The organism is Saccharothrix variisporea (assembly GCF_003634995.1).
In the GTDB taxonomy this organism is placed as follows: domain Bacteria; phylum Actinomycetota; class Actinomycetes; order Mycobacteriales; family Pseudonocardiaceae; genus Actinosynnema; species Actinosynnema variisporeum.
Genome location: NZ_RBXR01000001.1, coordinates 8,358,812 through 8,379,679, shown reverse-complemented (window position 1 = coordinate 8,379,679; position 20,868 = coordinate 8,358,812). Strand labels below are relative to the sequence as shown.

Annotated in this window: 11 protein-coding genes; 4 read left to right on the top strand and 7 right to left on the bottom strand. The window is 69.1% G+C overall.

The window, feature by feature from the left end; translation table 11 throughout:
• The first annotated feature begins 1 nt into the window (after position 1).
• On the top strand, positions 2-1,687 hold the full coding sequence (locus DFJ66_RS38120) for a hypothetical protein (protein ID WP_121228918.1): 1,686 nt from the start codon (positions 2-4) through the stop codon (positions 1,685-1,687).
• A 363-nt stretch (positions 1,688-2,050) separates the two neighbouring features.
• Here DFJ66_RS38120 and DFJ66_RS38115 read toward each other — a convergent pair whose 3' ends face one another.
• The 5 genes from DFJ66_RS38115 to DFJ66_RS38095 all read right to left on the bottom strand — a co-directional run bounded on the left by DFJ66_RS38115 (position 2,051) and on the right by DFJ66_RS38095 (position 8,215).
• Positions 2,051-4,573, bottom strand: coding sequence for a CHAT domain-containing protein (locus tag DFJ66_RS38115; RefSeq protein ID WP_246030086.1), 2,523 nt, complete (start codon positions 4,571-4,573; stop codon positions 2,051-2,053).
• Position 4,574: 1 nt separating this feature from the next.
• Complete coding sequence (locus tag DFJ66_RS38110; RefSeq protein WP_121228915.1) at positions 4,575-5,015, bottom strand: hypothetical protein; 441 nt, start codon at positions 5,013-5,015, stop codon at positions 4,575-4,577.
• Positions 5,012-5,506 carry an RNA polymerase sigma factor gene (locus tag DFJ66_RS38105; protein WP_246030085.1) on the bottom strand — a complete coding sequence of 165 codons (495 nt, stop codon included), beginning with the start codon at positions 5,504-5,506 and terminating at the stop codon, positions 5,012-5,014. The genes DFJ66_RS38110 and DFJ66_RS38105 overlap by 4 nt, the downstream gene beginning before the upstream one ends.
• Before the next feature lie 86 nt (positions 5,507-5,592).
• Entirely contained in the window at positions 5,593-7,095 is a 1,503-nt protein-coding gene (locus DFJ66_RS38100; RefSeq protein WP_170199933.1) for a S8 family serine peptidase, read from the bottom strand.
• A 214-nt stretch (positions 7,096-7,309) separates the two neighbouring features.
• Positions 7,310-8,215, bottom strand: coding sequence for a hypothetical protein (locus DFJ66_RS38095; RefSeq protein WP_147459473.1), 906 nt, complete (start codon positions 8,213-8,215; stop codon positions 7,310-7,312).
• 110 nt (positions 8,216-8,325) lie between these two features.
• Between DFJ66_RS38095 and DFJ66_RS38090 the strand changes: the two genes are divergently transcribed.
• Positions 8,326-10,638, top strand: a complete 2,313-nt coding sequence (locus tag DFJ66_RS38090; RefSeq protein WP_121228905.1) for a C1 family peptidase — start codon at positions 8,326-8,328, stop codon at positions 10,636-10,638.
• Positions 10,639-10,963: 325 nt separating this feature from the next.
• On the opposite strand, the gene DFJ66_RS38085 is transcribed toward DFJ66_RS38090, so the two are convergent.
• Both DFJ66_RS38085 and DFJ66_RS38080 read right to left on the bottom strand, forming a co-directional pair.
• Positions 10,964-13,063 (bottom strand): tetratricopeptide repeat protein, encoded by a 2,100-nt coding sequence (locus tag DFJ66_RS38085; protein WP_121228902.1) that lies wholly within the window; start codon positions 13,061-13,063, stop codon positions 10,964-10,966.
• A complete protein-coding gene (locus DFJ66_RS38080) occupies positions 13,060-16,356 on the bottom strand; it encodes a hypothetical protein (RefSeq protein ID WP_246030084.1) in 3,297 nt (1,098 codons plus the stop codon). Before DFJ66_RS38080 ends, DFJ66_RS38085 begins: the two co-directional genes overlap by 4 nt.
• On the opposite strand from DFJ66_RS38080, the gene DFJ66_RS38075 reads away from it, so the two are divergent.
• Positions 16,246-18,606, top strand: a complete 2,361-nt coding sequence (locus DFJ66_RS38075; protein WP_246030083.1) for an AAA family ATPase — start codon at positions 16,246-16,248, stop codon at positions 18,604-18,606. The genes DFJ66_RS38080 and DFJ66_RS38075 overlap by 111 nt on opposite strands.
• Before the next feature lie 83 nt (positions 18,607-18,689).
• Entirely contained in the window at positions 18,690-20,792 is a 2,103-nt protein-coding gene (locus DFJ66_RS38070; protein ID WP_170199929.1) for a WD40 repeat domain-containing protein, read from the top strand.
• The last annotated feature ends 76 nt before the right edge of the window (positions 20,793-20,868 follow it).

Below are 20,868 nucleotides of genomic sequence, written 5' to 3'. Positions count from 1 at the left end.
AATGGAGGACCTGCGAACTGATGATGCCCACCAGCGGGACATCCGCGTCGAACTGTTGAGCGAACTCCTCGCGGACATGCAAAGCCCGCTTCCCCCGTACGGCATCCACATCACGAACGCTCGTCTCATCGGACCGAGCGATCTCGACTACTGGTCCCTCAACTCGTTCTCCCTGCCTGTCGGCATCGAGTTCCGGCACTGCTGGTTCGAGAAGGGCATCCGCGCGCACGACGCCCGCCTGCCCTGGTTCCACCTCGACGACTGCCTCATCCCCTACTTCCAAGCCGACCGACTCGTGGTGCAGGGGTCTCTCTTCCTGCGCGGGCTGCGGACGACGAACCCCGAGGAGGAACGGGTGCGGGGTGGGGCTCGGGAGTTGGTGGAGAAGGCGGAGGAAGATGCGCGGGCGCTGTGGCTCGGGTCCGTCCGACTGCTGGGCGCCCGAATCGGGCGCAACCTCGAACTCGACGCCGCCTGCCTCCATAACCCGTATGGTCCTGCGCTGCACGCCGAGGGAATCGGGATCGGTCGGGCGCTGAGGATCCGCACCGCCTGCGTCGAGGCCGCCTGCGAAACCGGCGCGATCCAACTGGTCAACGCCAGGGTGGGTGGAGACGCTTGGATAGATGGCACGCACATCCGCAACACCAAGGGACCAGCCCTGAACGCCGAAGGCCTACAGGTCGACGGCTCCCTCTTGCTCTCCGCCGGATTCACCGCGACTGCTGCATCACCGGAACTTGCAACAGTTCACCTCATGTCCAGTCGGGTCGGCTCACGCCTCGACCTGAGCAGCGGGCGCCGAAACACCGGCGACATCTGGCCGTCGAAGGCACACGACCACAAGCTGGCGATCCAAGAGAGTCCTGCGGTCGTGAACAACTCACACAGGTCACGGCTCACACTTGACCTCGGCTGCGCGTCGACCAACGAGCTGCGGTTGCCGCCGGAGGCCGTATGCAGTCCAAGAAAAAGGCGGTGCACCACAGGCAAGAAGATCATCATCGTGGGGATGAAGTACACCACGCTGTCGAAAGAGTCGGCACACAGACACTGGACGCACTGGCTCAGCCACCACGTGGAACGCTTTGACGCGGAGCCGTACCACCACCTCGCGGCCACTCTGCGCGGCAGCGGCCGAGCCCGCGAAGCCCGGGACCTCCTGATAGATCTCGAAAACGAGCGCCACCGGCGAAGAAGCGGACCACCGCATCTTGGCGCCAGCGCATGGCACTGGATCAAGCGCGGCGTCATCGGTCACGGCTACAAGCCTGGCCGCGCCCTGTACTTCCTTCTGGGGGTCTTCATCTCTGCGTCGATCCTCACGATTTCAGCACAGGCCGCCCATCTGCTCCACAAGCCGGCGGTCAGGGTCGAAGGGCCTACTGCCGCCGCACCGACCACGACAGCATCGGCCCAAGCACGACCGGACACCGAAGAGTTCCTCACCACGGCGAAGAAGTCCGATGACGAGGATTCGCCATGCCCCTTCGGGGCGGCGGTGCGGCTCGCCGCCGATCTGTCCGTGCCCCTGTTCACCACCAACGGCCGCCTGGGCTGCGACTTCAAGGTCGACGATCCCCGAGGGTCGACCTTGGCCACGGTCGGGTTGCTCCTCCAGGTGCTGGGCTGGGTGTTCGGGACGCTGTTCGTCGTTGGGTTCACGGGAGTCATCCGCAGGGAATGACACCCAGTCGACTGCATCCATGAGTAGGTGGTCGGTTGGCACTACGAGCCGGAGCGATGCAGATTCTGCTCGTTCGGTGACTCAGCGCTGCACGACTGGCACGAGCACCGACGCCGCCTCCAACGCGACGTGGTCTCGACTACCTGCCACTTCCCACATCGGAGAGGTCCACTCCCTAGCCGAGCTAGGCCGAAACGGGTAGGACCGGTGCACAGCGGAGAGGTTCAGGCGACCAGTCTGGACTCGAAGGATGCGGGCGGTGCGACCGGCGGAAGGCGCGATCATACGCCGGTGTGCTCGCTATGAGCTGTCGCGGCGACGGCGCGGAGATCAGCGGCACACGCGCCGATGATCGCTGCCGGATCAGCAAGATCCGAAGCACACTAGCGGGATCAGCGGCGCGATCATCGAGGCTTCCGCGAGTGCCTTTGCGGGTGTCGCCCCGAGGCGCACAAGTCGGTGGTAGGCCGCCATCAAGTCGACCACCGACTCGTCAGGCACGCGGGCCACTCCGGCGACGACGGTCCGGGCGCCCCCGTACAGGAAGGCCGCAGTGAAGCCGAGCATCTCGTCGCCTGCTCGCATCACCGACCGCCCTGTGTCGCACGACGACAACACGACGTGCTGGGGTGGCCGTTCCAGGCCGGCGATGTCGAATGCCATGAGTGGGCCGTCCGCGAGGTCCAGCCGGGAGAACAGCACGTTGCCCGGCTCGTGGTGCCCATGAGTCGCGAAGTGCGCGATCCGCCGGTTGTCCATCGCCGCCAACGTCGCCTCGACCGTCGCGTCGGCTCCGGTCAGCACGGCGCTGCATGGCAGCATCGCGCTGATCCTGTTCACCTCGGCGCGCGCGAACTCCAGGTCTGGGCCGGCCACTAGCAACGGCTCGGAGTCGATCAAGTCGCCTTGGGTGTCCCGTTGCCGGACCCTGAACCACGACGACGCCGACGGGGTCACGGTGATAGGTCGCCCGCGCAACTCGTCGAGCATGCCCCACGGCACGCTCGCGAGCGGGCCCGTGGGTACCACTACGAGATCGCGGTCGCCGAGCAGCTCGCGTAGTGGCTCCACCAGCTCAACGCTCAGGAGGGCGAGATGATGCTCGATCGAGCTTTCGATCACCGTGCTCAGCGCGGTGGGCAGTCGTCTCCCGCACAACGCGTCCAGATCTGTCTGCAGTCTCGCGATCGTCTCGGTGATCATGGCGAGATCACCGAGCTCGACAAGCCTGCCACTGCCGTTGACGACCGCCACCGCGCACAGCGGATCGGTTCCGGGCAGGAAGCTCACCAGCAGCTCCTCCCCGCCGCGCAGCTCGGCGGCGATGTCGCCGAACGACACAACCCGCTCCTGGTCACCGACGGCATCGGTCTGCCAGCCCCGGGCCCGGATCTGTCGCTCCAGCTCGACGCACCGGCGTCTGGCCTGATCGTCGGGGTGTCCGGAGAGCTCTGCCGTCCGCACGACCATCGCCAACTGCCGGAGCTCGGCGACCGCGTCCGACTCCGCGGGCTCAAGAGCGGGACGGACCGGGCGCATGAGGAAAGCCTGGGCGCGCGACCGTTCGGACCAGTCGAAGATCACCGGCAGTCGGCCTTGTCGCACAGCGGTGTCCAGGCCGATCGCGGCCAGTTCGACGCCCAGCGCACTGGCTCCGGTGCGCAGGTCAAGGCTCCCCAGCCTGCCCCGGTGGTCGTGCAACTTCGCCAACCCCGCTCGGGCGTGGTCGAAGACCTTCGTCGTACAGCCTTCGGCGCCATGCAGCTCGGCTTGGACGAGGCTGCGCAGCAGGCGCGTCTCGACCGGGGGATGTGGACTCCTCGGTTGCGCTAGGTGGTGTCGAGCCTTGACGGAGTCTTTGAGACGGATGCACGCCCGCGCGGCGAGCAACGCCGCGGTCTCCGCGTCACCGGCCAGGCCGAGGGTCAGCAGCCGCGCCGAGAGCACGGCGGCCCGTTCCGCGATCCGCCGGAGCCGTCTCCTGGAATCGAGGTCCGCACGCAGCCTTGTGAGCACGGCTATCGCCGCCCTGCTCTCGTCACCCCGGCGCAGGAAGCTCCGTTCGGCACGGCGCGCCCACATCCGGGCGCCCACCGGGTCCCGCTGTGCCACGGCGACCTGGGCTCGGGTCAGCACCGCTTCCGCCAGTTCGTACGTGGGCCGGCCGCGGCTGAGGAGCCTGATGGCCTCGTCGAGCTCCGAAGCCGCTTCGTCGGCGAGACCCGCTTGCGCCAACGCCCGCGCCTTGTCGATCGCCAGGACGGGCAGCAGTCCGGTCGCGTCCGCTTCGAACACCGGCTTGGCGAGGTCGAACGTGCGCAGCGCCGCCGGGATGTCTCCCAGCAGCGTTTCGCAGTAGCCCCGGTTGAGCCGCGCCTTGGCGACCACGAGCGGGAGGTTCGCCTTCTGCGCGACCGCCTCGCACCGCACGAGGTCCTGCTGGGCGAGCCGGGCTCGTCCGGCGAGCGAGTGCAGCATGGCCCGGTTCACCAGGTCGGCGGCGAGGTCGTAGGCGTCCCTGGGCATGCGGTACAGCGGGATGGCCTCGTCGAGGTAGCGCAGTGCCTCGTCGAGTCGTCCGGTGAGGATGCACAGCAGTCCGCGCTGCGAACGCAGGGCGCTGCGGTCCTCGGGTGCGACCGCGTGCTCGGCCTCGTCGAGCAGCCGGAACCCGGCCTCGTGGCGCCCGAGGTGCACCTCGGCGGCGGCCATGCTGATCAAGACCCTCGCCGCCGTGGCCCGCCAAGTGGGCTCTCGGGTGTCCGGCCAGCCCAGCAGGGCAAGCGCTTGGCCGAAAAGCCGGATACCTTCGGCGGACCTGCCGACCGTCAGTGCCACCCTTCCCCGGTCGTGCAGGCCCCGCGCCTTCGCCTCCGCTGCTGACATGTCACAACTCGATCGCGGGAGTGGTGACCGCGCTCGCGCCCTCGATCCGTACGGCGAGCTGGGCGACGGCGTGGTCGACCGCAGGGAAGGAGAACCTGCCATTGCCGTCACTCGACGTCCGCTGGACGGACTGCGCGGTCCGGAGCTCCACCAGGTGTGCCGACGCAGGGATGATCCAGCCGTCGAGGCGCGCCATGCCACCGGGTTTCACGGTCAGGCTGAGCACGATCGTCAGACGCGCACCGGTGAACGTGATCAACCGAGCCTCCGCGTCACCGCGCGCCCCGACGACCCTGGGGTGCCGGACGGCACGCGCGATCTCGTCATGGGCGGTGGTGAAGTCGAACGCGAAGGCCGTCCGGTCGGCCAGGTCCGGGGGCGCTGGGTCGATCTGTGCCCAGAGGTCGTGGAGCCTGCCGAGCACCTCCTCGTAGAACCTCATCGTGCGCCACCCGCTTCGTCAGGGGGCTGGTGGAGCAGCTTGGCCAGCTGAGCCAGACACCGTCCCCGTTGTGGTCCGACCGAGCCGCGCCGCATTCCCAGTGCGGCGGCGACTTGGCCGTAGTCAGGCCGGTGCGTGAACGCCACGACGCGCAGCAGGCGACGACAGTGTTCGGGCAGGCTGCGGACGGCTCGCCAGAGCTCACGGTCCCGGGCGGCGGTCACCGCCTCATCCTCGGGGCCGGGGCCCGGGTCCGCCTCGTCGGGGAGGTCGTCGGCGAGACGCTCGGCACGCTGCGCGCGACGGACCTTCCACGACTCCCGTTTGACCACGGTGACGAGCCAGCTAACCAACGCTTTCGGAGTGCGGATGCCGGACAAGCCGCCCAACAGCAGCAGCCATGTGGTCTGCACGACATCGGAGCTCGACTCACGGTCCAGTCCTTGTGCCCTGGCCACGTGCCACAGCAAGGGGGTGAGGCGTCGCACCACGGCGTCCAAGCTGCTCCGGTCCCCCGACTGCGCCGCCCGGAGCAACTCGCCCAGTTCGTCGTGGTCGAGCGAAGGGCCTGCCGTCATCACCGCCCCCGGAGTTTGCGGATCGCCTGCACAGCCCTTGCTCGCATCGCCTCCGCACGGATGTCGTCGATGCCCTCCGAGCCCTCCGCAGGTGCGGTCAGCAGGCCCGCCAGGGCGGCGGTGACTTCGGGTACGGCGTAGGAGGTACCGGACGCGACCGCGAACCCTCCGGCGAACTTGTCGGGATCTGGTGTCTGCTTCCCGTCCGTCGTCGTCATGCCCGAACCCCGCGCCCCCTGGGCGGTGATCGGGAAGGTGCTGACCACGTTGGCGCCGGTGGCGTTGACGGTGACGTTCGGACCCGCGTTGCTGAACCAGGCCTCGGTCCCGTCGGGGTTGAGCGCCCCGACACCAACCACCTTCGGCCCCGGTCCGTCCACATCGAGTTCGGCGGCGAACGCGGCCGGGAAGAACGCCCGCGTGGTGCAGTCGTTGCCCGCCGCGGCCACCACCAGCACGCCGTGCGCGGCGAGTTCGGTGAGCACCTCGCGGATGTGGCTGACCTTGCCCGAGTCGTGTTCGAGGTAGGCACCCAGGGACAGGGACACGATGTCCACGGTTTCGTCCCGCTTGGTCGGGTCGTTGCGTGCCTCGATGACCCGCGCGACGATCAGCCACAACGCGAGCAGCAAGTCGGCCTCGTAGCCGATGTTGTCGGTGTGCAGGACGCGGATGGCGAGCACGTCGGCTTCCGGCGCGTGCTGGTGGATGAGGCCTGCGATGAAGGTGAAGTGTCCGGTCGCGCGTCCCAGTTCCTCGGCCAGCGCGTTGACGTACATCGGCGCTTCCCAAGAATCCTCGATCACCTCGGTGGGCACGAGTCCGTGCAGCTTGGTGTTCTGCGCCTTGATGGCTTTCTCCGACGCCGCGAAGGTGCGCAGGAAGCTGTCGGCGGCGAGCACCTGGTTCGGGTGCGCTCCGAGCCAGGGGTGCTGGTTGACCCCGGTGTCCGGGACGGCGATCACCACGCGTCGTCGATCTTTGGGAAACGCGGGGTCACGCACCGGCCGCGGACCGCCGTAGGCGACGGGCATCATCGGGTAGGCGACGCGCGGCGCGGTGGCGCGTGTGTCGTGCGACTGCCATGTCGGCACACCGCCGTACCGAGTGCCGGTCAGCAGGTGTTCGATGGAAATCAGGTCGATGTGGTCGATGGCGCTGATCCGCTGCGCGTGCACCCCGGCCCTGATCTGTTGCAGGGCGACCCACGCGTCCACCGCGACGACCCTGTCGGTCTGCTCGGACGGGCGCAGCACCACGGGCACCGGGACCCGGTCCAAGGCGTCGCCGAGCACTGTCAGCTCGTCGGGCAGGACCGCGGACGGCAGTTCGTTGTTGTCGTCCTTCATGGTGAGTCCGAGCGCGCCGAGCTCGGAGTCGATCTGGCCTGGCACGTCCGGGTGGTCGAGCACTGCTTTGGGGAACAGCAGGACAGCCGTCCGGTACGCCGTCGACCGCGGTTCCGGCGTTCCCGGCGCGCGCACGGCACCTGCGGACAACACTTTGCCACCGTGCTTTTCGAGCAGCCACTGGGGCCACTCGGGGCTCGCGACCTGATCGGCTTCGCCATTGGGCGAACCAGGAAGATTGATAGCCATCGGATGCTTCCTCCTGTCCCTGTCCTAGAGTAGTTCGCCGGGGGACGCGTGAACGTTCCACACGATTTGTGCGGCCATCCGCATATTCACCCGAAATGACTTCACATATGTCGGTCGCCTACTTCTTGTCCGGACCCTGTGAGATCAACCTCCGAACCCACCGCTCGTTGAAACCGGCCACAAAGCCGACCGCTCCCCAGAACAGCCACAGGGTCACCCCGCTGACGTTCTCCGGCGGGTACACGAAGTGGATCACCCTCCCCTCGACGAGGAAGACGACCACCGCTCCGAACCACCACCCGAGCGAGACCCTGATCCTGGCCGCGCGGACCAGCGAACTGTCGTCCGCCTCCGCGATTCCGTGTGTGGACCGCGCCAAGATGCTCACCACGGCCCCTCCGACACCGCCCGAGGCTGCCACGAGCACGTGGTGCACCGCCGTCAGACCGTCGCCAAAGGCGCTGCCGAACACCGCGCTCCACAACAGGGTCACCAAAGTCCCGACTGCCAGCAGCACGGCGTAGGACAGGCCGGCCGCCTGCAGGAGTCCACGCACGTAATGGCGCGTGGCTCGCGTGTGGGCGTGGTCGGCGACCCAGCGGCTGGCCGACCGCACCCGTTCGTCGAGCAGTTTGCCGATCGTCTTGTCGCCCTCGTGGTACTTGGCAGCGAGAGCGCGTTGGGCGATGAGCAGATCTTGCTCGATGTCGTTGACGCACAGCCACGAAGCCGCGGCGAGCAACTGGCACTGGGCCTGCAGGTGAAGCTCGCTCAGCTTCGCGCACGCCTCGGGGAAAACCACGGAGAGGGCCTCGAAGGCACCTGCGACCGCCGCGTCGCCCCGAGGACCTCCATCTGCCACCGGCACCGGCCTCGGCTTCACCGACTGACCGCTCATCGTGCACCCCTTTCCTCCTGCGTGCGCTTGGGAAGTGCGCTTCAGGCAATACGAGATCCGCGATTCGGGTAACAGGTCGATAACGTTCGCACCGGCTCCAATCCGACAAAACCGAGCACGCACCACGTATCTGGAAGGCCTCCACAGCGCACCTGGCATCACCGGCATACCGCGAGATCGCGATCGCACCCGACTAGATCTCCGAATGCCGCCCGACCCGGATGAGAGGAACGACCATGAGCCACGAAAGACCGACGGTGGCGGAAGTCCGATCGAGCATCGAAGCGACCGGAGCAGCCTGGCAGGCCGGCACCACCCCGCTGACCGACCTGTCGCTGGAGGAGAAGCTGCTCCACCTCGGCTACGAGCCGGGGCCGAACCAGCCGTCGCTCGCCGAGCGCGAGCGCATGGCGGTCGTCAACCTGACGTCGCGGGCGCTGACCACGCCCGCTCTCGCCGACCGGCTCGACCTGCGCGACGTCGGCGGAAGCAACTTCATCACACCGGTCAAGGACCAGGGACCGTGCGGGTCGTGCGTCGCGTTCGGGACCATCGCGGCGATCGAAGGCACGCTGCGGATGGCGCTGCGCAACCCCGACCTGGACGTCGACTACTCCGAAGCCCACCTCTTCTACTGCCACGCCCGCCGCGAAGGACGGACCTGTGACGGCCCGTCGAAGGGCTGGTGGGTCGACCGCGCGCTCGACGCCGTCAAGAGGTCCGGTGTCGCCGACGAACGCTGCTACCCGTACGTCCCGGGCGACCAGAGCTGCGCGAACCTCTGCGGCAACTCGAACGCGCGCCTAACGTTCATCCGGGGATGGCGTCGCTACGTCACGCCCGCGTCGATGAAGGCGTGGCTGTCCAACACCGGCCCGCTGATCGCCTGCTTCTCGGTCTACGCCGACTTCCAGGACTGCTACCACGGTGGTGTCTACCGCCACGTCGCCGGCGAGCTCCGCGGTGGCCACTGCGTCTGCGTGGTGGGCTACGACGACATCGGGAAGTACTGGATCTGCAAGAACAGCTGGGGACCGAACTTCGGCGAGCAGGGCTTCTTCCGGATCGCGTACGGCGAGTGCGGCATCGACGCCGAGATGTGGACCGTCGAAGGCGTCCGCAGCCCGTCACCCGCGCACGCCGCGGAGTTCGTGTCCCAGTCCCTGCCCACATCCGTCGCGGCCGGCCAGACCCACAGGGTGCGCATCACCATGCGCAACACCGGCATCCAGGCCTGGACGCCGGAGCGCCAGTACCGGCTGGGCGCGCAAAACCCGCAGGACAACATGACCTGGGGACTGGGGCGCGTCCCCGTACCGGGCACGGTCGCCCCGTGGCAGGAAGCCGACTTCGTGTTCGACCTGACGGTGCCGAAGGACCTACCCGCGCACATCCAGTGGCGCATGCTCCAGGAGGGCGTCGAGTGGTTCGGCGACCACACACCGGACGTCGTACCGGCACAGGCGGGAACCGTGGTCCGGTACGGCACAGTGTGCAAGGTCCGACACGACCTCTCGGGCCGCAGCCTCCACTCGCACGCCCACCGGTACCGCCACCCGAAATCGTCCCGCCAGCAACAGGTCACCTGCTACGCCGGTGCGGACGCCAACGACCTGTGGCGTCTCAAAGGCCCACACGGGCAACCCGACGACATCCGCGCAGGACAACCCGTCCAACACGGGGACGTCGTGCGCCTGGAGCACGTGCTCACCGGCCGCAACCTCCACAGCCACTGCGGATTCCCCTCGCCAGTGACCGGGCAACAGGAAGTCACGTGCTTCGGCGAGAAGGGCGTCGGGGACGGCAACGACAACTGGCGCGTCGAAGTCGAAGGCGGCGGCATCTGGGAAGCAGGCAAGAAAGTCCGGCTCGTCCACCTCCCGACCGAACACGCCCTGCACTCCCACCTCGGTCACGCCCACCCGGAGTGGACGCTCGGCCAGCAGGAGGTCACCGCCTTCCGCGGCCGTGACGGCAACGACCTGTGGCACGCGTCCGACTTCCTGCCGCGGGACGCGCAGTTCGTCACCCAGTCGGTGCCCGCCGCAGTGGTGGCCGGACAACACCACGACATGACCGTCACGATGCGCAACGTCGGATCCGAAACCTGGCGCCCAGGAGTGATCCGTCTGGGTTCCCAAAGCCCGCAGGACAACCTCCACTGGGGGCTGGGCCGGGTGGAGTTGCCCGCACCCGTGCCGCCCGGCGGCATCGCGACCTTCACGTTCCGCGTCACCGCCCCTGCCAAGATCGGCAACGCCCACTTCCAGTGGCGCATGGTCCAGGACGGGGTGGAGTGGTTCGGCGACCACACGCCGCAGACCGTTGTGCAAGTGCACAGCACGGCGGGACCCACCACGGTGCCGGACGTCATCGGCCTGAGCAGGACGGCCGCCGCGGCCAAGATCCGGGACGCGGAACTGGTTCCGGTCTTCGGCGGAGCTACTGGCAGCGCCACCGAGGTGGTTCGGCAGACGCCCACGGGCGGGACCACCGCGCCGCGGGGCAGCAGGGTCGAGTTGCGCATGGCGCGGGTGGACGTCACCTGAGGGCTCGCCGACCAGCGTCTTCCTCCACACCGAGATGCACAGCGGCGCAAGATTGGGAACGGGCTGGCTCCGACATGACCTGCCGCCAGCCCCGTTCTCCAGTCAGTCGCTGGGCTGTAGAACATGAAACCACTTCGAGCACTCGGCCTGGCCACGCTTCTCATTGGCAGGGATGCGATTTTCGGCAGGCACGACGACAGAAACCGACAGATGCAGCGGCCGGGATCACCTGCGGCACAACGACCGGACAAGTGATCGGACCACCGATCTGTGGTTGACGACGGAGGGCTGTCGCTCAACACGGTGGTACTCCGCCGGTGCCGCCTCAGCCGACGGTCGGTGTGATCAGCGCCGCCAGCTCCGCGGTCGTCAGCGGAGAACGGTTCTCCAACGTGGTGATCGCCCGGTCGAGGCCGCCCGTCGACGGTGCGATGTCGGCCACCGTGAGCATGAGTGCCCGCAGGGTGCGGCAGGACTGGATCGCGTAGTGGAGGTTGCCGACGCGGTGGTGAAGTTCGGCCGCCTTACGGAGCAGGTCGGCCGCCGGCCCTGGTTTTCCCGATGCGAGTTCCAACTCGGCCAGGCAGTCGGCCGTGTGGGCCAAGCCGTAGATGTCGCCGATCTCGTCGTACCAGCGCTGCGCCAGCCGGTGGTACCGCACGGCTTCGGCGGTTCGGCCGGCCGCGTGGCTCACGCGACCGAGGAGGCCGTGGGTGCTCGCTTGTCCCGCTCGGTCGTTCAGCGAGGTGTAGAGGTCGAGTGCGTGCACTGCCCTCTTCCATGCCTCGTCGTGCGCGCCGCTGCGCAACAGTGCGCCGCTGAGCCCGTTCAGGGCGTTCGCTTCACCGGGCACGTCATCGAGGTCGTCCAGGATGTCCAGGGCCGCCTGGTAGTGCTTCACGGACTCGGCGTGTTCCCCGGCTTCGCTGTGCGCGCGGGCCAAGGTCTGGAGCAGCCTCGCCTCGACGGGTCGGTTGCCGAGGTGGCGGGCGGCGGCGACGGCGTCGACGTGGGTGTCGGCCCAGTCGCGCCACCGGGCGGTCAGGTAGGCGAAGTTCGAGAGCACCCAGGGCAGTTGCCAGGTGTAGGGGTGAATCGCGCGGGCGGCAGCGGTTTTGGCGGCGGCCAGGACGTTGTCGTACTCGACGGCGTACCACTCCATCGCCGCGTCGCGGTCAGTGAGGTCGGGCAGAAGGTCCGGTCGGGCACACGGTTCCAGGTCGACCGGGCGGCGGTGCGCGTTGATCAGCCGATCGGCTCGGTTGGCCGCGTGGAGGTGGTGGTTGAGCAAGGCCGGCACGGCGGAGGAGTGTCGCTCCGGGAGATCGGTGCGTGCCTTCTCCTCGGCGAACGCCAGCGTGAGGTGGTGGAACGCGTAACGCCCTGCGGACCTCCTGGACACGAGGTGGCGGCGGTCGAGTTCGGCGAGGGTACGGCGCGCCTCGCGCAATTCGGTTCCGGTCATCGCCGCGACCGCCGCTGCGTCGAAGCTCGTACCGGGGTTGAGAGCCATGTACCGGAATGCAGCCGCCGCCGGCTCGGGGAGGTAGTTGTAGGACAGGGCGAACACCGCGCGGAGATCTGCGCCATCCGGCAATGTCAGAGCGTCGAGTGCCGCGTTCCGATCGGCTAACTCGTCGACGACCGCGGCCAGCGAAACTCCGGGGTCGAGCGCCACACGGGCGGCGACCACGCTCAACGCCAGCGGGTGACCCTCGCATGCGGTGACGACCCTGCGCACGGCTTCGCGTTCGGCGTCGACCTGCCGCGGCCCGAGGTGCCGCTCGACGAGGAGCACGGCCTCCTGGTCGGTGAGCGGCAGGAGGGTGAGGCGGTCCGCGCCGTTGTGCAGGTGCAACCCGTCCAACCGGTGTCGGGACGTCACCACGGTGAAGCTGCCGGCCGAGCGTGGCAGCAGTGGCCGGACCTGCTCGCTGTCATGCGCGTTGTCCAGGACCAGCAGCAACCTCCGGTGGTCCACCAGGTTGCGGAAGAGCGCGAGTTGGCCGTCCGGGTGTGGGGGCACGGCCGCGGGCGGCACGTGCAGCGAGTCCAACAGGACCCGAATCGCGGCCTCGGGGGCCACCGGAGGGCGTTGCGGGTCGAAGCCGCGCAGGTCCACGTAGATCTGCCCGTCCGGGAAGAGCGCGCGCGCCGAGTCTGCCCAGTGGACCGCGAAGGTGGTCTTGCCGATGCCGGGTGCGCCGTCGACGACACACACGCGGCTGCCCCGTTCCGCTCCCGCGAGGCGCGTCAATTCCGCCGATTCCCGGTCGCGACCGGTGAACCGAGGTGTCACCGGTGGCAGGTTGTGCGGAGCGGTGCGGGTTGCCGGGTGTTCGTGGAGGTGCACGTCCCCGGCGACCACACCGGCTTGGAGCAACACCGAGACGTGGTGGCCGGTCGCCTTGTTCTCGGTATTCATCCTCGTTCCTCCAGTCGCCGGCGAACTCCGTGGACCCCGGGTCCCACCGGCTGGAGCAGGTGCACGGCCCCGGATTCGCCACCAGCGGCGAGCCAGCTGCCATCAGGTGCCATCGCGACTGCGACCAGGCCGGTGTCGACGGTGAGGCGTGCGAGTTCCACGCCGTCGTGCAGATCCCACAACCGCACGGTGTGGTCCAGCGACACCGAGGCGGCCAGCCGGTCGTCGCCGCCGAGCGCGATGTCTCCGACCACGTCGGCGTGGCCGGTCAGGTGCCGGCGCCACCGTGCTCTTCGCAGGTCCAGCACGCTCAGCGACCTCTGCCACGTGTCGTCGACCACGCAGAGCGCCGTGCCATCCCGTCCGACCACCACCCGGTCGACCGAGCTGAACGGCCCGAAGGCGCTCGGACCGGGCTCCAGTGTCCGCAGATCCCAGAACCGCACGCGATCGTCTCCGATGCCCCCGGAGAGCAACGTCCCTCCGTCCGGGCTGATCGCCACCGTCTCGACGACGTCGGGGTGCGCCTCCCACACCGCGAGCGCCTCTCCCGACCGCGCGTCCCAGACCCGCACGGTTCGGTCCATCCCCGCTGAGACCACGAGCCGCCCATCGGGGGTGATGGCCACATCGCTGACCAGGCTCCGGTGACCGTGCAGGAGGTGCCGGGGGCGGCCGGTCCGGAGGTCCCAAACGATGACCGTCTCCTCGTAGGCGCCCGAGACCGCGAGGGTGCCGTCGGCGCTCATCGCGAGTGCGCACACCTTCTCCCCGTGGCCTTCGAGGACGTGCAGCAGGCGGCCCCCGGGCAGCTCCCACAACCGGAGGGTGTGGTCGGCCGAGCCGGACAGCAGTTTGTCTCCCATCGGAGACGCGAGGACGGCCCAGACACCGTTGTCGTGCCCGGTCAGGGTGCGCAGTCGGTGCCCGGTCCGCGTGTCCCACACGTGCATTTCGTTGTCGTCGGACGCGGATACCAGGAGACCTTTGTCCGGCACTCCCGCAAGGCCGCGGACGAACCGGGTGTGCCCGACGGGCGGGCTCGTCCCACCCGGCCGGTCGAGCGCCCACACCCGCACCGTGCGATCGATGCCGGCCGAGACCGCCAGACTCGTGTTCCTCGACAGCGCCAGGGCGCCCACCCCGTTGGAGTGGCCGGTCGACACGTTCCGGCACTCGCCGGACGGCACGTCCCACACCCGCACCGTGCCGTCCTGGGATCCTGTGACGGCCACGTCCCCTTCGGGAGACAGTGCGACCGCGTTCACCCGGTCGGTGAGGTCGGCGTCCACGTGCAGTCTGCTGCGCACCGCTCCGCGTTCGAGGTCCCAAACGTACGCGCCGCCGTAGATGTCGGGCACCAACGCCAGCAGGCCGTCGGCGCTCAGGGCGACGTCCTGGCCGGACATGTCGGGCAGGTGCAACGTCATCGCCGGGCGGCCTTCGGGGAGTTCCCACAGCCGGAGCGTTCTGTCCCAGGACACGGAGACCAGCCTGCGCCCATCCGCCGACACTGCCAGCCCGCGGACATAGCGCGTGTGACCTGGCAGACTGCTCGTGCGCGCTCCCGTGTCGAGGTTCCGGAGTTCTACAGGGTGGTCCTCGCAGGTGACCAGAATCGGCAGCGAGGCGACCGCCGGCGATCCCCCCGGCCCGCGCGACGCGGCCGGAGAAGCGGTCGGGACCACCGCCACCACCCCACCGGTGATCGCCGGATCGTCGGACCGCGCTAGCACTTCACCGGTGTCGAGGTCGTGTACGCGGATCTGCTCGTCATCGACGGCGACAAGGCGGTTGTCGACGACGGCGACGGCCCGTGCGGGTGGGATGTCCGGACCGGGTGCGGTTCTCCCGCCGACCAAGTCCCAGAAACCCACCGCCCCTCCCCCGTCAGTGGACACGGCCAGCCGACCGTCGGCGGTAACCGCGACCGACGTCACGGAGTTGTCGTGGCGCCCCAGTGTCGCCCGGAGTTCCCCGGTGTCGAGCGACCACATCTTCACCTCGCGATCGGCGGTGACCACGAAGCCACCTCCGGGGACCACGGCGATCGCACCGACCTCTTCATCGTGTGCCGCCAGGTGCATCGTCACTTCCCCCGTGCCGACGTCCCACACCAGGAGGAGCCGGTCTCGGCCGCCCGACAGCAGCCGCCCGTCGGCGGTGAAGGCGAGGCAGCGGATCAGGGAGGTGTGCCCCGGCCTGGTGGTCGTCACAGCGCCGGAACCCAGGTCCCACAAAGCGATAGATCCGTCGTGGAGCCCCAGCGCGGCGGTCCGCCCGTCGGGGGACAACGCTGTGCTCTCCCCCACCAGGTCCGCCAGGTGCAGCTCCCGCACCTGATGACCTGTGGAGAGGTCCCACAGCCGTGCCGTGGCGTCCCAACCGACCGACACCGCGTGTCGTCCGTCCGGGGTGACGACGATGGCGCGGATCAACCGGGCGTGCCCGGCCAGGGTCGCGACGCGCCTGGACCCGAACACGTCCACCAGCGCGATCGGGTGGTGCTCGCGCGCCACCACCGCATGGTGCCCTTCCGGGGTCACCGCGACCGTGAGCGCAGACAGGAACGGCGGTTCCCACGTGCGCTCCAGGCTTCCGGTCCGCAAATTCCACATCCGGAGCGTGTGGTCTTCGGCCACAGAGACTGCCCGTGTACCGTCGGCCGTCACGGCAGCGGCACGGACGAGGTCGGTGTGTCCGGTGAGCCGCAGGAGCCTCTCCCCCGTCCGGGGGTTCCACACTCCTAGGGTGTCGCGCGCCAAGGGGGCGACGACCTTGCTCCCGTCCGGTGCGAGCGCCACGCATTCGCCACCCCCGTTGCCGGCCGGCAGGGTGCGTGACAACGACGGGGAGGGACGCAGGCTCGCGCGCAACGGCTTCAGCCACGGCCTTCCCCGGTCCCTCGCCGCGGCTTGGAGCAGCGCTCCCAACCCGGCCGGGGGGCCTTCGGCCGCTTCCAGCCGCAGCAGGAGCTGCGCGGCCAATTGACCCGGTTCACCCGCGACGATGTGAGCGCTCGCATTGATGGCCGCACCGATCAGCGCGAGATCGGCCGACCAACGGCGGTTGTGGCCGCCGATTGCGGTGATGCCCATGCCTGATGACGATAGCGTCGGCGCGGTCCACCCGGATGTACTCCTCGGAGCAACTGGATGCCCAGAGCCACGTCGGTTTTTCGAGTGTTCGTCAGTTCTACGTTCGGCGATTTGGAAGACGAGCGCACCGCGCTGCACGAACGGGTGTTCCCGAGGTTGCGGGCTTTGTGCGCGAGTCGCGGCGGGGAATTCCACGCCATCGACCTGAGGTGGGGCGTGTCCGACGACGCGGCGGCTGACCGGCGCATCACGGAGATCTGCCTGAGCGAGGTCGACCGCTGCCGGAGGACCACTGAACGACCCAACTTCCTGCTGGTCCTGGGCGATCGGTACGGCACGACCATGATGCCGCCGATCATCGACGCCGAGATCTTCCGGGCGGTGCGCGAGGAGATCACCGACGACACGGCTCGACGTGTCGTGGACCGGTGGTACTGGGAAGACCGCAATTCCGTTCCCCCGGTCTTCGTCCTGCAGTCGAAGCGCGGCCCGCTCGGCGGCCAGGCTTGGGACAGCGACAAAGACCTGCTGCGCTCGACGCTATTACAAGCCGCCGAGAATTGTAAGGATTCCTCGCTTCTGCAACTGCTGCGCACTTCGCTGACCGAGCAGGAGGCGGCTCGCGGAATTCCGGCGGCCGGTCCGGAGCTTCCCGACGCCGTGCACGTGTTTCGTCGTGTCTTGGACGGACTTCCTCACGACGGGTCGGCCGGCAGATACCGCGACCTGATCGATGTCGAGTCCACAGGCGGGACGGAGAAGCGCGTGGACCCTCGAGCGGTCGCCTCACTGCAGCGGTTCCACGACGGCGTCGCCGAGCGCCTTCGCCTCGGTGGTCAGACCGTCACCGAGTACCGCGCCACCTGGGACCCCTCATGGGGCCGGCCGCGGAAGGACCATGTCGAGCCTTGGTGCGACCGGGTCTACACGGCGCTCGCCGCAGCGATCGACGCCGAACTCCGAGCCGCCTCCCAGCTCGACTCGCACCAGTCCGAGGAACTGGCGCACCGCGCGTTCGGCTCCGAACGCCGCACCGGTTTCACGGGACGCGGGCGGGAACTCGACGCGATCACCGCGCACATCCGGTCCGGGGTCACACGGCCCTTGGTGCTCGTGGGCGAGCCGGGAATCGGCAAGACCGCCCTGCTGTCCGAGGCTGCCCACCGGATCGCCGACACTCGCCCCGTCATCGCCCGGTTCATCGGCGCCACTCCACGTTCGGCCGACCTCCGCACGTTCGTCGGCGATCTGTGCCGAGCGCTTCCCGCGGTGGAAGGGCATTCTCACGCGGACCAGCGTTCCGCCACGGACATGTCCGCTCTCGCAGCGGCATTCCGGGAAGGGCTGGCCGCCGTGCCACCCGACGCCGGGCTGGTGCTCGTGTTGGACGCGCTGGACCAGTTCACGGGGACACCCGACCTGAGCTGGTTGCCGACCGATTTGCCTCCCGGAGTTCACATGGTGCTCTCCGCCCAGCGGGGCAGCGCGGCCGAGCGGGCTGCCGTCGATCTGGGCGCGGTCATGGAGCCGGTGGGTGCGCTGCCGAGCGCCGAGGGCGATGAGCTGCTGAGCCGGTGGTTGGACGGAGCCGGTCGGCCGTGGCTGGGCGAGGCCCGCCGGACGCTGACGCCGCAGCAACGCTCGGAGGTCCTCGAGTCCTTCGCCTCGCACGGCAACCCGTTGCACCTGCGCATGGCCTTCGAAGAAGCCCGTTGCTGGGCCTCGTACACGCACGTGCCGCAGGGCACGCTCGCCACGGACGTCCCGGGCATCCTCCAGCAACTGCTGGACCGGTTGGAGGCCGAGCACGGCCCCGCCCTGGTGCGCGAGGCACTGGCTCTGCTCGCCGCATCGAGGTACGGGCTGAGCGAGAGCGAGCTGCTGGACCTGCTTTCCGCCTCCACCGAGGTGACCATCGAGGTTCCGCGCAGGATGCCGTATTCCCCACCCCTCGAGGTGAGGGGTGGGGGAGCCACTCCCGTGAAACGGCTCCCTCCGATCCTGTGGGCGCGCCTGCACGCGGACCTGGAGCCCTATCTGAACGAACGGACGAGCGAAGGCAGGGTCCTGCTCGGTTTCTACCACCGACAACTCACCGAGGCGGTCACCGCTCGTTACCTTGCGGGCCATGAGGCCGGCGCCGCTCACCGCAGGCTCGCCGACTACTTCGCCGCCCAACCGCTCGACCTGACCGACGGCGGGCAGTCCGCCGCGAACACGCGCAAACTGCTGGAACTGCCCTACCACCTGGCGCACAGCGGCAGTTGGGACGACTTGGGCGCGATCCTCACGGACTTCCACTTCCTCCAACGCAAGGTGGAAGCGGTCGGGATCGAGGAACGCATCGACCAAGACGGGCGCGTGGTCGTCACCCACACGGGGGTCTACGCGCTCCAGGACGACTTCGAGTTGGCGCTCCGGTTGTGGCCGGAGGACCGGGAATGAGCACCGGGCGCGCGGACACCGGGTCCGCACGCACCGCGTTGACGCAGATCTCCCGCGCACTGCGGCTGGAGTCCCACAACTTGGTGACCCACCCGGAACTCGCCTGGCAGCAACTCGCCAACCGGCTCCAGTGGAGTCACTCGACCGCAGCCCTGGTACCCACCTGGTTCCCGGCAGCGAATGGAAACCGTCCCCTGCCCCTGCCCCTGCGGCTGCGGACGCGGCCTCGAGAGTCGGAAGCACTGCTGCGACGCCTTGATCACGGCACCCGTTGGCTGTCGGCCTGCGCGTTCGTCCCGGGAACGGACCTGTTGGTCGCGGCGTGCACCGATCGAACCCTGCAGATCTGGGATGTGCCGTCGGGTCGTCCGGTCCGAGTCCTGGGTGGCATGCCCGCAAGCCCCCAGTCGTGCGCCGCCACACCCGACGGGAAGTTCGTGCTGGCGACGACCGGCAACCCCGCGGGCACCCTTCACCTGTGGGAGACCCACACAGGCAGGCATATCGCCTCGGTGAACGCCCACGAGCCCTCCTGCACGGCATGCACCGTGGTGCCGGACGGCAGCCAGGTGGTGACCTTCGGCACCGATCACCAGGTCAGGCGGTGGACGCTGCCCGGACTGCGGCCGGTCGGGCAACCGATCACCGCCTCCGAACCGCTGACCTGCGGGGCGCTGAGCCCCGACGGGGCCGTCCTGATCTACGGCGGGCGCCAGGGCGTCCTGCACGTACGCGGCCCAGCCGGAGTCGATGCTGTCGAACTGGTGCACGAGCACGGCGTTCCGCTGACCGGGTGTGCAGTCGGCGTGGGCGGACGGCCGGTGGCAACGTGCGGCGAGGATGGACGACTGGTGATCTGGGACCTTTCCAGTGGGCGCGGTGTCGACACACCGGCCATCACGACGCCCATCGTCGACTGCGCCGTCTCGGCCGACGGCTCCCTGGTCGCCGCAGCGTCCGACGACGGCAGGATCCACCTGTGGGAACTGCCTGCGGTCGCGCCCGTCGGAGTGCTGGAGGCCCACACCACAACGGTCGTGGCTACTGTGCTGTCCCCCGACGGGGACACCGTGGCATCGGTCAGCGGGGACGGCACGGTGTGCCTTTGGAGCGTGGCAGCGGCCACCGGTGCCGCCCTCGGAGGGCACACCGGTCTGGTGGAGCACGCCACCTTCACCCGGGACGGGTCGGCACTGCTGACCACGTCGTCGGACGGGACGACCCGAACATGGGACACCGCGACCGGCGCCGAGATCGGGGCCGGGACCCATCACCCCGGCGGCACCGCGCGGCTGCTGAACGTGGAGGACAACCTCGTAGTCGCCGCGGGTGAGCAAGGCACTCTCCTGCTTGTCGATCATGTCGCCCACACGGTCGAAGCCGATCGAAGGCGATCCGCGCCGGTCCCGGTTGTCGTGGGCGAGCACGGCTCGCAGGTCTGGGACATGACGCCGTTGCCGGGAGACCGCGTCGTCACGGCGGGGGCAGACGGAAGCTGCCGGGTGTGGAACCTCCGCGAACGGGTCACACACGTGTCGTACCCAGGTGATGGTGCGCCCGTCCTGGCGTGCGCGGCGGCGGCGGACGGATCCTTCGTCGCCTCGGCCGGGGGAGGCGGCAACCTCCACATCTGGCATCCCGCCTCCGGTGAGGCGCTGTTGATCGCCGACGAGCACGCCTCGTCCATCCGCGCCGTCGCGGTCAGCCTCCACGGCGATGTGGTGACCGTCAACGCGTTGGGGACCGTCACGCTGAGAAGTCCGGGCAACCGGTGGGAACCGCATGTGCTCGGCAGGGATGCAGGCGGCGCTCTCCAGACCCCGGTCCAGTGGACGGCCTCCGGCAGCATCGTCACCGGCGCAGCCGATGGAACCATCGCCGTGTACCCGGGCCGTGGCCAGGTCTGGCGCCGGCGTGCCCACGACGGCCCCGTACACGGCCTGGCCGCGTCCCCCTCGGGGCGGCTGATCGCCACTGGAGGCGCCGACCGCATGTTGGTGCTCTGGAACAGCGAGACGGGCGACGTTGTTTCGCGCCTACCGTGCGCCGGCCGAGTGCACCAAGTCGCCTTCCACCCCACTGAACCGGTCATCGCCTGCACCGGCGACGGCGGCTTCGTCTGCATAACCGAACTCGTCGGCGGCTCGGTCACGGACGGCGGCTGGAGCAACCGGCCTTTGCCGTGAAGATCATCAGCAGTCTGCTCGCTTCCGCGGTCGCAGCACCGTGGGGAAGGCCCACCCCTGCCCGCGCCACACGCCC

What these genes read in the sequence shown, in the direction of transcription:
- DFJ66_RS38120 (WP_121228918.1), top strand. Translation starts at nt 2, where the DNA reads ATGGAGGACCTGCGAACTGATGATGCCCACCAGCGGGACATCCGCGTC.
- DFJ66_RS38115 (WP_246030086.1), bottom strand. Translation starts at nt 4,573, where the DNA reads ATGTCAGCAGCGGAGGCGAAGGCGCGGGGCCTGCACGACCGGGGAAGG.
- DFJ66_RS38110 (WP_121228915.1), bottom strand. Translation starts at nt 5,015, where the DNA reads ATGAGGTTCTACGAGGAGGTGCTCGGCAGGCTCCACGACCTCTGGGCA.
- DFJ66_RS38090 (WP_121228905.1), top strand. Translation starts at nt 8,326, where the DNA reads ATGAGCCACGAAAGACCGACGGTGGCGGAAGTCCGATCGAGCATCGAA.
- DFJ66_RS38085 (WP_121228902.1), bottom strand. Translation starts at nt 13,063, where the DNA reads ATGAATACCGAGAACAAGGCGACCGGCCACCACGTCTCGGTGTTGCTC.